This is a genomic window from Aeromonas sp. QDB54 (assembly GCF_027707385.1).
In the GTDB taxonomy this organism is placed as follows: domain Bacteria; phylum Pseudomonadota; class Gammaproteobacteria; order Enterobacterales; family Aeromonadaceae; genus Aeromonas; species Aeromonas hydrophila.
Genome location: NZ_JAPCIT010000030.1, coordinates 1 through 13,074 on the forward strand (window position 1 = coordinate 1; position 13,074 = coordinate 13,074).

Sequence of the window (13,074 nt, forward strand, 5' to 3'; positions counted from 1 at the left end):
GGAGAAGGATTCGAACCTTCGAAGGCAGAGCCGTCAGATTTACAGTCTGATCCCTTTGGCCGCTCGGGAACCCCTCCCCAAGTGCGAGGCGCATACTATCAGATCTTCGCTCTTTGTGAACCCCTGGTGGCCCTATCTGGCGATAAAAAAGTGCTATTCGGTCATTTTTTGATATTTGTCGCTCATTTTTCACGCTTATCAACGACTTCCCTGTCGCTGTCAGACCGGATCCAGGGCTCATCGCGGGTGTGAAGCGTCACCAGACAAGATGTACCGAGTAGCGTTTTGTACTGAAAAAATCACCTTCTCTTCTAAGTGTGATGGCTGACCGCTTCCTTGATGGACATTGCTGCTGCCGCATTTTACTCTCGCCATGTTATTCAACTGTTAACATGGATTGTGGACTCTCCCTATGCAGGCTCTCGATATCGCCGTGTTGCGCGGCCAGTTTCCCGCTCTCAATCAGCTGGTTGAGGGCAAAGCCCCCATCTTCTTCGACGGCCCCGGTGGCGCTCAGGTGCCACATGCCGTACTCACCGCCATGACCGATTACCTCGGTCACTTCAACGCCAATCTGGGGGGCCCCTTTTTCTCGGCCAGGGTGACCGAGCAGCAGGCGCTGCGGGCCAGGCAGGCGGTGGCTGCGTTGCTGGGGGCTGAGCGGGCAGAGGAGATAGTGTTCGGCGCCAACTTCACCACCCTGACCTTTGCGCTCAGCCGAGCGCTGGCGCGGGAGTGGCAGGCCGGTGACGAGATCATCGTCAGCGCGCTCGATCACTACTCCAACGTTTCCAGCTGGCAGCAAGCGGCGGCGGATCGTGGCGTGGTGGTGCATCAGGCAAGAGTGGATGTGGTCACCGGCGGGTTGGACTATGAGCATCTGTTCAGTCTGCTGGGGCCCAAGACCCGGCTGGTGGCGGTGACCGCGGCCTCCAATACCACCGGCACCCTGGTCGATATCCCTCGCATCGCCGATGCGGTGCACGGGGTCGGGGCCTTGCTCTATGTGGATGCGGTTCACTTTGCGCCCCACGAGCGTATCGATGTGCAAGCCTGGGATTGCGATTTTCTGGGGTGTTCCGCCTACAAGTTCTTCGGCCCGCATCTCGGCATTCTCTACGGCAAGCATCGTCACCTGGCGCATTTCACTCCCTACAAGGTCGAACCGGCCAAGAACGTGGCGCCCTACAAGTGGGAGACAGGTACCCAGAGCTGGGAAGCGCTGGCCGGGGTGGAGGCCACCGTCGCATACCTGGCCTCCTTGTCCGGGTTGGACGGCACCGAGCATGAGCTGGAAGCACGCCTCGATCTGGCGTTTGCCCGTAGCCAGGCCCATGAACGCGAGCTCAGCGAGCACCTGCTGGCCAAACTGGCCGAGCGGCCCTGGTTCACCCTGCACGGCATTCACGGCAGTCAGGGGCGCACCCCGACCTTCGCCCTGACGTCAAACCGTCATACCCCGGCCGAGATAGCCGAGTTTTTGGGGCAGCATCAGGTATGCAGCTGGGCTGGCCACTTCTATGCCTTGGCACTGGTTGAGCAACTGGGTGTGAGTGATGGGGTGCTGCGCATAGGCTGCATGCACTACAATACCTCGGCCGAGATTGACCGCCTGTTTGCCCTGCTCGACGATATGCCGCATTGAGATAAAACAGCCCGGTCATGCCGGGCTGTGTCGTTTCATATCTCTGCCGCCTGCTAGCGGCCCACGATGGCGTGATGGATATCCTGCAGCGGCAAGACATGGCGGGCGGCGCCAAGCTTGATGGCCTCCTTGGGCATGCCGAAGACCACGCAGGAGGCCTCATCCTGAGCGAAGGTATTGGCGCCCGCCTCCAGCATTTCCCGCAAGCCGCGGGCGCCGTCATCCCCCATCCCGGTCATGATGATGCCGGTGGCATTGCCGCCGGCAAACTTGGCCACCGAGCGAAACAGCACGTCCACCGAAGGGCGGTGGCAGTTGATGAGGGGGCCGTCCATCACGTCGACGTGATAGTAGGCGCCGCTGCGTTTGAGCAGCATGTGCTTGCCGCCGGGGGCGATCAGCGCCAGCCCGGGGATCACCCTGTCATTGCTCTTGGCCTCCCGCACTTCTATCTGACACAGGCTGTTGAGCCGCTCGGCAAACGAAGCTGTGAACTTCTCCGGCATGTGCTGCACGATGACAATGCCGGGGCAGACCCGGGGCAGGGTGGTCAACACGGCCTCCAGCGCCTGGGTGCCGCCGGTGGAGGTACCGATCGCCACGATCCGCTCGGTGGTCTGGGCCATGGCATGCTGGCTGGCGGCGGGCATGATGGCGTCGGCGTTGAGCTTGGGGGCGACGCTGGGGGTGGGCACTTTGGCCAGTCGTCTGACATTGGCCTGGGCGGCGGCGCGTACCGCCATGGCCAGCTCTTGCGCCGACTCCTGCAGAAAGCTTTTCAGGCCGACGGTGGGCTTGGTGATGATGTCCACGGCGCCGGCGGCCATGGCTTGCAGTGTGGTCTCTGCTCCCTTCTCGGTCAGGGAGGAGCAGATGACCACGGGAGTTGGATGCTCGGCCATGATCTTGGTGAGGAAGGTAATGCCGTCCATGCGCGGCATCTCCACGTCCAGCACGATCACGTCCGGCCACTCCTTCTTCAGCTTCTCCAGCGCAAACAGCGGATCAGACGCGGTGGCGATGACCTTGATATCCGGCTCCTGCTCGAGAATGGCCTGCAATACCTGCCTGACCACGGCGGAATCATCCACCAGCATGACCTTGATCTGTTTCATTCCCGTCCCCTTAGCGATGTGGCAAGCGGTGATGACGCACCCAGACATTGCCGTTGGCCAGCTCAAAAATCAGGCTTCTGTGTCCCGCATGGCCAAGATGGTGGGCCTTGATGGTGAGGCCCAGGTGCTGGGTCAGTTGCCAGGCAGCCTTGATGTTCCTGATGGCCACATTCATGGTGTTGAGCGTTTGTTGTTCGATAAACATGTTGCCGCCGCCAAACAGCTTGACCTCGTATTCGTGGATGGGAGCGGGATATTTGCTTATCTCATTGATAAATAGCTGAATTGCCTCATCGGCATAGCGGCCGTCCAGACTCATGGTGCTGTGACCGCGGCTGGGCAGCATGTAGTGGCACATGCCGCCTCGCTTCTGTTCTGGGTGCCACATGGTAATGGCCACACAGGAACCAAGATGGGTGCGGATGATGGTGTCATCCTGCCCAAAATAGAATTCTCCGGGTTGCAGCGAGACCTCTCTCATATTGAAACCCTTATGGTTTCAGATAGATGGAAGGCGATACCAGTTGCAGGCCATGGGGCAGACCGTTCAGGCTCTCGGCATGACTGACGATGAGATAGCCCCCTTTGCGCAGGCGCGGCACCAACCGTTGCAGTACCTGGGCCTTGGTCTCCCGGTTGAAATAGATCATCACGTTGCGGATCAGGATGACGTCGAACAGCCCGATGTCGGGCAGCTCCTGATTCAGATTGATGTGATGAAACTGCACCTTCTCGCGCAGCTTGCGATCGATGATGAAGGTGCCTTCCTGAAAACCGACCCCTTTCAGGCAGTACTTCATCAAAAATGGCAGTGGGATGTTGTGGGCCCGCTCGATGGGATATTGCCCCGCTCTGGCCTGCTCCAGCACCCGGGTCGAGATATCCGAGGCGATCACCTCCCAACTGCCATGGTTCAGATTGTCGGCCAGGGTCATGGCCAGGCTGTAGGGCTCTTCACCGGAAGAGCTGGCCGCGCTCCAGATCCGCACCGCCCGTTCTTTTGGCAGTTGTGCCAATACCTTGTTGCCGAGAAATTCAAAGTGTTTGGGTTCGCGGAAAAAATAGGTCTCGTTGGTGGTGAGCAGATCGAGTGCGACCTGCAGCTCTGCCCCCCGGTTATTCATGATCAGGCTGAAATAGTCGCCATAGCTCTCCAGCTCGTAGTGGCAGAGCCGCTTTGACAGGCGACTGGCGACCAGGGCCTTCTTGGCCGGTGACAAGTCGATACCCGCCGTTTGGTGGATCCAGCGTTGAAACTGCGCAAATTCATCATCATGCAACTGGGTCTGATACACGCGCGAACTCCCTGCGGTGAGCGGGATGCGGGTGAGCTTGGCCCACCCGCATCAGGCTAGAAGCGGATAAAGTCGGCGTCATTGTGAGGGCGGGGCGTGGTGCCTACACCTTCCTGGCCGTTGCCCTCGTGCATGAAACGCCCCCGTGGGCCACCGCGGGCGGGTGCCTTCTGGTTGGCGCCGTGCTTGTGCTGTTCCAGCGTGAAGAACTCCATCGCCAGTTGCAGTTGCTCTGCCTGGCTGCTCATCTCCTCGGCGGTGGCGGCCAGCTCCTCACTGCAGGAGGCATTTTGTTGAGTGACCTGGCTCAGCTGATTCATGGCGATGTTGATCTGGCTGACGCCGGTGGACTGTTCGGCGGAGGCGGCGCTGATCTCCTGCACCAGATCCGAGGTCTTGTTGATGGAGGGCACCATCTGATCGAGCAGACGGCCCGCCTTCTCCGCCATGTCGACACTGCTAGAGGCCAGCTCGCCGATCTCCTGGGCCGCGACCTGGCTGCGCTCCGCCAGTTTGCGCACTTCGGCGGCCACCACGGCGAAGCCCTTGCCGTGATCCCCGGCCCGGGCGGCCTCGATGGCGGCATTGAGGGCCAGCAGATTGGTCTGGTAGGCGATGTCATCGATGATGCCAATCCGCTTGGCGATCTGCTTCATGGCATCGACCGTGAGCTTGACGGCCTCACCGCCTTCCACGGCCTCCTTGGCGGCCTTGCTGGCCATGCCATCGGTGACCTGGGCATTGTCGGTGTTCTGGTTGATGCTGGCGCTCATCTGCTCGATGGAGGCGCTGGTCTCTTCCATGCTGGAAGCCTGTTCGCTGCTTGACTGGCTGATGGACTGGGCGGTGGCGCTGACCTGCTCGGCCGCGCTGGAGAGATTGTCAGATGCGCCCCGTACTTCGGTGACGATATTGGTCAGCGAGACGATGGTCTGGTTGAGGGAGTCCTTGGTGGTGCCAAACACACCGGGGTAGTCGGCCTCGACCTGTTGGGTCAAGTCGCCTCTGGCCAGGGATTGCACCACCCGGATCACGTCGTTGAGGCTGGTGTCGATCACCTCAGCGATGCGATTGATGCCCTCTCCCAGGGTCTGGAAGAAGCCATTCTTGCCGGTCAGATCCATGCGGCGGTGCAGTTCGCCGTTGATCACCGCCTGCACGATCTCCGACATCTCCCGCTCGATGGCGACTTCCTTGGTGCGATCCGACCACTCGACCACGGAGCCGAGCCGTTCGCCATCGTCGCCAAACACCGGGTTGGCGATGAGCGAAAAGGTGCGCCCGCCGAGCAGGATCTGGGTACGATAGGTGTTGTTCAGCTTGGCCAGCATGCTGCGCTGATGGCCCGGATTCTTGTGGAAGCTGTCGATGTTGGCCCCCATCAGGGTGGCTGAATTGAAGTTGTAGAGTTCTTTGCGAATATCCGCTTCAGCCAGGCTCAGCATCTCTTTGACGGATTCATTCATGTAGATGATGTTGAGATCGGTGTCGGCGATCATCACGTTGGTGCTGGCGCCATCGAGCGCCTTCTTGACGCGCAGGCTCTCTGCAGCGGCGATCTTGGCCGCTGCGCTGGCTGCCTTCATCTCGTTTTCGATGGCGATCTCCTTGGTTCGGTCTGCCCACTCGACAACGGAGCCAAGCCGTTCGCCGCCATCGTTGAAGACCGGGTTGGCGATCAGCGAGAAGATACGCCCTCCGACGGTTATCTGGGCGCGATAGGTGCTGTTCAGTTTGGCCAGCATGCTGCGCTGATGGGAAGGGTCTTTGTGGAAGGTATCAATGTTCTTGCCCATCAGCTGTCTGACATCAAAATTGGGCAGATCCTTGCGTATGTCCGATTCGGCCTGGCCCAGCATGGCGAGCACGGCTTCATTCATATAGACGATGTCTAGATTGGTATCGGCGATCATCACATTGGTCGAGGCCCCATCCAGCGCCTTGCGCACTCGCAGGTTTTCGTCATACAGGGTCTGGTTGGCACTGATGGTGGCGAGGGTGTTGCTAAGACGCTCCCCCAGCAGCGCCAGCACGGTATTGAACTCCTGACAGAGTTCCCGCAGCGGGCCGCTGAGCGACCCCAGCTCCAGCTGGGCTGATTGGTCGCCTTGCTTGATCCCCTGCTGGAGCGATCGGGTTGCACCAATGAGCTGGAGCAGTTGTTCCTGCAGCAAGGCATGAGCGCTGCCGTTGCCGAACAGATTGCCAAAAAATGATTGAGTCATGAGCCTTATCCTTGTGCGACATGTCATTGCTGTGTGGTGTGGTGAGCGACACTCTTGTTGCTTGCTACGCCTGAATCACGGTGTCTGTGGCTTCTGTTCCAGCAACCGTTCCTGCTGCTGGGTCAGTTCGCTGAGTTGTGCCATTTCGTCGATGGAGAGCACCTTCTCGGTATTGATGAGGATGACGAATTTGCCATTTACCTTGCCCATGCCGCTGATAAAGTCGGCCCGGATGCGAGCCCCGAAACTCGGTGGTGGCTCTATCTCATTGCAGGGAATGGTCAGCACTTCGGAGACGGAATCCACCACCACGCCGATGTCCTGATTGCCGTGTTCCGGGTCGTCCGGATGCACTCCCTCGATAATGACGATGCAACTGCGGCGGGTGATGCTGGAGGGGGCATTGCCAAAGCGAGCATTGAGATCCACCACCGAGACCACGGCTCCCCTGAGGTTGATCACGCCGCGGATGAAGCTCGGCATCATGGGGATGGGGGTGATGTTGCCGTATTCGATGATCTCCTTGACCCCGAGAATGTTGATGGCAAACATCTCGCCGTTGATGAGAAAGGTCAGGTACTGGGCATCGCCCTGGTTATCAGGGGCCAGCGTGCCGGGCTGGACGGCCACTTCGGTAGACATGCTCATGGGGCTCTCCGGTTAAAAACGGACAAAATCGGCCTCGTCAACCTGAGGTTGCGCTGCCGTATTGCCGTGCAGTGGGTGCTGGGTCGGCATGACAAATTTGCCTCTGGGGGGCAATCCTTTATGTCCGCTCTCGTGAGTCCTTGCCGGTTTGCTCAGGTTCTCCAGCGAGAAAAAATCCATGGTTTGCTGCAGCTCGTTGGCCTGAGAGCTCATCTCTTCGGCCGTGGCTGCCAGCTCCTCGCTGCTGGCGGCGTTTTGCTGGGTCACCTGGTTGAGCTGGCTCATGGCAAGGCTTATCTGGTTGGCGGCGCTGGCCTGCTCACCGGAGGCGGCATTGATCTCCTGCACCAGATCGGAGGTTTTTCGAATGGAGGGCACTATCTTGTCGAGCAGGCTGCCGGCCTTCTCGGCAGTATCGACGCTGCTCAATGAGAGCTCGCCTATCTCCTGCGCCGCTATCTGGCTGCGTTCGGCCAGCTTGCGGACCTCGGCGGCCACCACCGCGAAGCCCTTGCCGTGTTCACCGGCCCTTGCAGCCTCGATGGCGGCGTTGAGTGCCAGCAGATTGGTCTGGTAGGCAATGTCGTCGATGATGCTGACCTTGCGGGCGATCTGCTGCATCGCGGCCACCGTCTGCTGGACCGAGCGACCACCTTCGGTGGCTTCGAGCACGGCACTGCTGGCCATGTTGTCGGTGACCTTGGCGTTGTCGGTGTTCTGGTTGATGCTGGCGCTCATCTGTTCGATGGAGGCGCTGGTCTCTTCCACGCTGGCAGCCTGTTCGCTGGTGGCCTGGCTCAGGGACTGGGCCGTGGTGCTGACCTGGTTGGAGGCATTGGTCAGATTGTCGGCGGCGTTGCGCACTTCTTCGATGATGGCGGTCAGCGCCTCTATGGTGCTGTTGAGGCCATCCTTGGTCTGGCCAAAAATACCCGGATAGGGTTGTTCTATCTTCTGGGTCAGGTCACCCCGCGACAGGGCGGTGGCGATGCGCATCACATCGTTGAGGCTGGTGTCGGTGACGTTGGATAGACGGTTGAGCAGTTCGGACAACCGCTTGATGTAGCCCTGGCGTCCATCCAGTTCGATCTTGTAACTGAAGTTTCCCTGCTCGACGGCGGCAGTCACCAGGGTCTCGATGTCGTTGATGAGTGCGGTCAGCTTGTTGACCATGTTCTGCATGGCCAGCAGCAGTTGCCCGGCTTCGTCGTGGGCTCCGATATCGATGGTGACGTCGAGGTTGCCTTCGGCCAGGTGGTTGGCTACCTGCAGTGCCTGGTTGATGGGGGAGATGATGCTGCGGATGAGGACGATGCCAAACCAGGCGGCAGCCACCATGCCCGCGGCAACGACCGCCAGCATGGTGAGCAGCATGACGTCGTACCAGGCCTGCGCCTGCTCGTACTCGGATTTGGCGACGTCGAGCTGCAGGCTGACCAGCTCGGTTATCTTGCCACCGATGGGATCGATGGAGCTGTAAAGCTTGCCGTCAAATTCGTTGAGCATGCCGGTGACGACACCGCGCTGGGTCGAGAGAAATGCTTCCAGCCGGGTAATATCCCGATCCGCTGCGCTGAACAGGCTGTTGGCCTCGGCTGACAGCTTCTGCTCGGCTTCGGTCAGCTTGGTGGCCTGGTAATGCTGCCACTCCAGCTTGATCTGCTGCTGGGCATGCTGGATCTGCTGCCGCGCCTCTTCGGCGCTGATGAGGCCCGCATTGGCCTTGTTGACGTTGTCGATGATGGCGACGGCATAATTGTCTGAGATGGTCTTGAGCTGTTTGAGCGGCACCACCCGATCGTTGTAGACCCGCTGCAGACCCTTGTTGCTGCTCTGCATGTTGTAGAGCCCCAATGCTCCCACTCCCAGCAGCAGTGCGCAGAGCAGGCAGAGTAAAATGGTGAGTCGCAGCTTGATGGTGGAGTTTTTGAACATGACAGGCTCCTGGCGTTAATTGACTCTAGGTTGGGTTTGCAGACGTGGAATGGCGTACTGGCTCAGCTGGCCCAGCTCCTGTTCGATGGCGTGCTGAATGAGAGAGGGGATATCCAGAATGAGGGCAACTTCACCGCCTCCCAGAATGGTGGAGCCGCTGATCCCCTGCAGGCGCTGGAACAGCTTGCCGAGCGGCTTGATGACGGTCTGGAATTCACCCAGCAGCTCGTCGACTACCAGGCCGGATTTCTTGCCGCCGTGGCTGACGACCACGATGTTTTCCCGGCGACCTCTGGTGCCCTCGACGTCGAAGTAGTGCTGCAGCCGGACAAAAGGCAGCACTTCGCCGCGCAGATTGATGTAGTTGCGCCCCTGGGTATCGGCCAGCGCGCTCTGGGTCAGCTCCACGCATTCGATCACCATGTCGAGGGGGATGACGTAGTGGGTCGTGCTGACGCGCACCAAAAAGCCATCGATGATGGCCAGAGTGAGCGGTAGCCGGATCTGGACCCGGGTGCCGAGGCCGGGTTTGCTGTCGAGTTCGACACTGCCACGCAGGGCCTGGATGTTGCGTTTGACCACATCCATGCCCACCCCGCGGCCGGAGAGATTGGTGATAGCCTCCGCCGTGGAGAAGCCGGGTTCGAAGATGAGCTGGTAGATCTCCTGATCCGTCAGGGTGACATTGGTGGTTACCAGGCCGCGTTCTTGCGCCTTTTGCAGGATCCTGGCCTTGTTGAGGCCGGCGCCATCGTCCTGGATTTCGATGACGATGCTGCCAGAGTCGTGATAGGCGTTGAGAGTCAGGGTGCCCCGTGCCGGCTTGCCGGCGGCGACTCTTCTTTCAGCCGGCTCGATGCCGTGGTCCATGGCGTTGCGTACCAGGTGCATCAAGGGATCGCCGATCTTCTCCACCACCGATTTGTCCAGTTCGGTATCGCCGCCGGTGATGACCAGGGCGATGTCTTTGTCCAGTTCATGGCTGACATCCCGCACTACCCGCTGGAAGCGGTTGAAGGTATCGCCGATAGGCACCATGCGCAGGCGCAGTGCACCATCCCGGATCTCTTCGACCAGCATGGCAATGGTGGAGTTGGCCTCCTGCAGCTGGCTGTCCCGTGAACGCTGAGCCAGCAGGTTGGCTCCCGAGCTGGCGACCACCAGTTCGCCCACCAGATTGATCAGGTCATCCAGCTTGTCGGCATGGACCCGGACATAGCGTCCCTCCTTGTTTTTGCTCTCCTTGTTCTGGCTCTGCTTCTTGAGTGCGGCATCCACTACCACCTCGCTGACGGCACCCTGGGCAATCAGGATCTCTCCCAGTTTGCCGGCGTCGGTCTGCGGCTGTTCATGCTGGGCTTGCAGCCCGAGTACCAGCTCGCTGGCCGTCAGGGCGCCGGTCTTGACCAGCAGCTGCCCCAGCATCTCGTTGTCTTCCGGCAGGGCGTTGATGAGGTCGATGTACTCGGCCAGCTTGCTGTGGGGCGGGATAATGGTGATACGACAGTCATCGCGCACGAATTCGAACACATCGCTCAGGGCATTCTTGTCGGCCTGGGTATCCAGATCGAGTTCGTAGCCCAAGTAGCAGCTCTCCGGATCGAAATGTTCCCAGTCGGGCAGAGCATGGTGAATGGTCTCGATGGCGCAGAGGGTACCCATGGTGCCGAGGTAGCGTAGAAAAGAGGTGGGATCCATGCCGTTGCGCAGCACATCCGTGCCAAAGCGCAGGGAGATGTGCCACAGAGACGTGGTGCTGACATGACCCTCCTCCTTGCTGACCGGGCTGGTCTCGGCCGGTGGGTTGTGTTCCGGCAGGCCGGCTTGGCTGGTGGTTTGATGGCGTGCCAGGTTCCTTCTCAGTTGCTCATCCTGAGCCTGCTCATCCGCACCGAGCGCTTCCCCTTGTTCGGCCACCAGGCTGACCAGGCGTTCGATGTGATCCCGGCTCTCCAGCAGATCCTTGATGAGTGCTTCACTGATCGCCAGCTGCTGGTTGCGCACCTGATCGAGCAGATCCTCGACGATGTGGGTAAAGCTGACGATGGGTTGCAGGCCAAACAGGCTGGCGGAGCCCTTGATGGTGTGGGCAGCACGGAAGATGGCGCCGATGAGCTCGCTATTGTCCGGCTCGTTTTCCAGCGTCAGCAGTGCGGACTCCATCTCCTCGAGCAGCTCACGTGCCTCGGCGATGTAGGTTTGCAGGGCCTGATCAAGATTGATGCTCACGAATGACTCCTTGTCCGCGGAACCGGCTAGGCGTGATCGGGGTGGGGGATGAGGGTGGGATCGCCGAAGAAGGTTGCCAACTGGCACAGCTCAAGGGCATCGAGTACCGCATGGCTGTGCATGACCAGATGCAGTGGATAGCCGCCCTGCAGCGCCGTCTTCTTGGCGGCCAGCAGCAGTTGCAGACCGGCACTGTCCATTTCGCTGACCTGGGAAAGATCCAGCTCCAGCTCTTGCTGGCGATAGAGCAGGGGAGTGAGCGCCTGTTTGAGCTCGGCTGCGGTATAGATGGTCATCTCGCCCGCAATGGCCACAACTGTCTTCTCTTCGCCCGTTTCGATATGCAGCGGCATGAATGCCTCCTGACTCAGGGCATGATGAGCTTGGCGACGGCAGCCAGCATCTGGTCCGGCTGGAACGGCTTGACCACCCAGGCCTTGGCTCCCGCAGCCTGCCCTTCCTGCTTCTTGCTGTCCTGGGACTCGGTGGTCAGCATGATCACCGGGGTGAACTTGTAGCTGGCCAGTTTCTTGGCCTCTTTGACAAAGCTGATGCCGTCCATGTTCGGCATGTTGACGTCGCTGATGATGAGGTTGATCTTCTTGCCGTCGAGTTTCTTGAGGGCGTCCTTGCCGTCACAAGCCTCCATCACCTCGTAACCGGCGCCTTTGAGCGTCATGCCGACGACCTGGCGTATGGTTGCCGAGTCATCCACGATCAGGACTGTTTTGGCCATATCTCTCTCCTAGAAAAAAGTGACATCAGCGTTGCTGGATGGGGTTGCCGTCGGGGTTTTGCGACCGTGATGGATATTGCGCTGCTCATCGGTGGCATATGAGAGTTCCATGTCTGCCAGCCAGCTTTCCGCATCGATCTGGATGGGGCCGGACTGATGCGTTCTGGTGCGCGACGAGATCAGGTGATCGTTGAGGCTGTCCATGTTCTGACGAACATGGCCAAGGATTTGACTGACTCTATCCTGGAACTGTAACGAAACGATGACATCGGAAATCTCACGGTGGATCCCGGTACTCTCGCTCTGCAGCAGGGCTGCCGATTCGGCCAGGCTGGTGGTGGCCATCCGAAAGCGCTCCAGTACCTGTTCGATGGCGTGTTCGGCGTCGCTGACGGCGGCCTGATCCCGCCCCGCCGCACTCTCGGCAATCTGGAAGGCCCGACCGATGCCGGTATTGATGGTATCGACCTTGTCAGTCATCTTCTGGGCGGTCTCGCTGGAGAGGCGCGACAGGGTGCGCACCTCGTCCGCTACCACCGCGAAGCCACGACCCGCTTCACCGGCTCTGGCCGCCTCGATGGCGGCATTGAGGGCCAGCAGGTTGGTCTGGGAGGCTATCTTGGCCACGTCGAGCGCCATGGTATTGAGTTCGATGGTGTAGGCGGTGAGGGTTTTTATCTCTGCCAGCATGGCGTCACGGTTGGCCTGGGTGGAGTGCATGATGGCGACGACCTGATTGAGCTGGGCCTGACTTTCGGCCAGCACGGCGGCCATGCCGGCGGATTTCTCGCCGCCCAGGTCACCGGCGGCGTTGTGGGAGGCGGCGACCGCCTCTTCCAGCTTGGTGGTCAGCCCGGCAAAGCGCTGAGTGAGGTCAATCATGGCCCCTTCGGTTTGCTGGCGAGAGTTTTCAATCTGTTGCGACCAGATGGGCACGGCCTTTTCGCACACCTGCTCGAGCCCGATGATGGAGTGGTTGAGCCCGGCAGCGGACCATGACGGAGTCTGTTCTTGTTCATCGGGCTGGCCGGCAGGTTTGGCGTGGTAGTGGCGGGCACCCCACAGGGCGGCAGCCACGGCCAGCACCAGGTTGGCCAGCAGATACGGCAAGGGGCTGCCCGCAAGTACCAGCAGCAGGGTGCTGAACAGGCCCAGGCCAAGGCCGCAGGCCCAGCTGACAGGCTCCCAGAAAGGGGAGGAGTGTGCCCTTGTGTTGTCTGTCATACGCGAACTTGCCCCTGCATAT

General features: G+C 60.1%; 11 protein-coding genes. 1 reads left to right on the plus strand and 10 read right to left on the minus strand.

Translation table 11 applies throughout. The features are described 5' to 3' along the window. The first annotated feature begins 412 nt into the window (after positions 1-412). Positions 413-1,645 (plus strand): cysteine desulfurase-like protein, encoded by a 1,233-nt coding sequence (locus PG881_RS21285; protein WP_270802727.1) that lies wholly within the window; start codon positions 413-415, stop codon positions 1,643-1,645. Between the two features lie 53 nt (positions 1,646-1,698). Here the strand turns inward: PG881_RS21285 and PG881_RS21290 are convergent, their stop codons facing one another. The 10 genes from PG881_RS21290 to PG881_RS21335 all read right to left on the minus strand — a co-directional run bounded on the left by PG881_RS21290 (position 1,699) and on the right by PG881_RS21335 (position 13,052). Next, entirely contained in the window at positions 1,699-2,760 is a 1,062-nt protein-coding gene (locus PG881_RS21290) for a protein-glutamate methylesterase/protein-glutamine glutaminase (RefSeq protein WP_270802729.1), read from the minus strand. 10 nt (positions 2,761-2,770) lie between these two features. Beyond that, on the minus strand, positions 2,771-3,241 hold the full coding sequence (gene cheD, locus PG881_RS21295; RefSeq protein ID WP_011704960.1) for a chemoreceptor glutamine deamidase CheD: 471 nt from the start codon (positions 3,239-3,241) through the stop codon (positions 2,771-2,773). A gap of 10 nt (positions 3,242-3,251) precedes the next feature. Beyond that, a complete protein-coding gene (locus tag PG881_RS21300) occupies positions 3,252-4,055 on the minus strand; it encodes a CheR family methyltransferase (RefSeq protein ID WP_029301656.1) in 804 nt (267 codons plus the stop codon). Positions 4,056-4,111: 56 nt separating this feature from the next. Then, positions 4,112-6,280 (minus strand): methyl-accepting chemotaxis protein, encoded by a 2,169-nt coding sequence (locus tag PG881_RS21305; protein WP_270802731.1) that lies wholly within the window; start codon positions 6,278-6,280, stop codon positions 4,112-4,114. Positions 6,281-6,355: 75 nt separating this feature from the next. Then, positions 6,356-6,928 (minus strand): chemotaxis protein CheW, encoded by a 573-nt coding sequence (locus PG881_RS21310; RefSeq protein ID WP_016349735.1) that lies wholly within the window; start codon positions 6,926-6,928, stop codon positions 6,356-6,358. 12 nt (positions 6,929-6,940) lie between these two features. Beyond that, positions 6,941-8,863, minus strand: a complete 1,923-nt coding sequence (locus tag PG881_RS21315; protein WP_270802733.1) for a methyl-accepting chemotaxis protein — start codon at positions 8,861-8,863, stop codon at positions 6,941-6,943. Positions 8,864-8,878: 15 nt separating this feature from the next. Next, positions 8,879-11,092, minus strand: a complete 2,214-nt coding sequence (locus PG881_RS21320) for a chemotaxis protein CheA (protein WP_270802735.1) — start codon at positions 11,090-11,092, stop codon at positions 8,879-8,881. Positions 11,093-11,118: 26 nt separating this feature from the next. Further along, complete coding sequence (locus PG881_RS21325; RefSeq protein WP_017408761.1) at positions 11,119-11,445, minus strand: STAS domain-containing protein; 327 nt, start codon at positions 11,443-11,445, stop codon at positions 11,119-11,121. Between the two features lie 14 nt (positions 11,446-11,459). After that, positions 11,460-11,828 (minus strand): response regulator, encoded by a 369-nt coding sequence (locus tag PG881_RS21330; RefSeq protein WP_011704967.1) that lies wholly within the window; start codon positions 11,826-11,828, stop codon positions 11,460-11,462. A gap of 9 nt (positions 11,829-11,837) precedes the next feature. Continuing rightward, positions 11,838-13,052, minus strand: coding sequence for a methyl-accepting chemotaxis protein (locus tag PG881_RS21335; RefSeq protein ID WP_045790488.1), 1,215 nt, complete (start codon positions 13,050-13,052; stop codon positions 11,838-11,840). Positions 13,053-13,074: the final 22 nt, after the last annotated feature.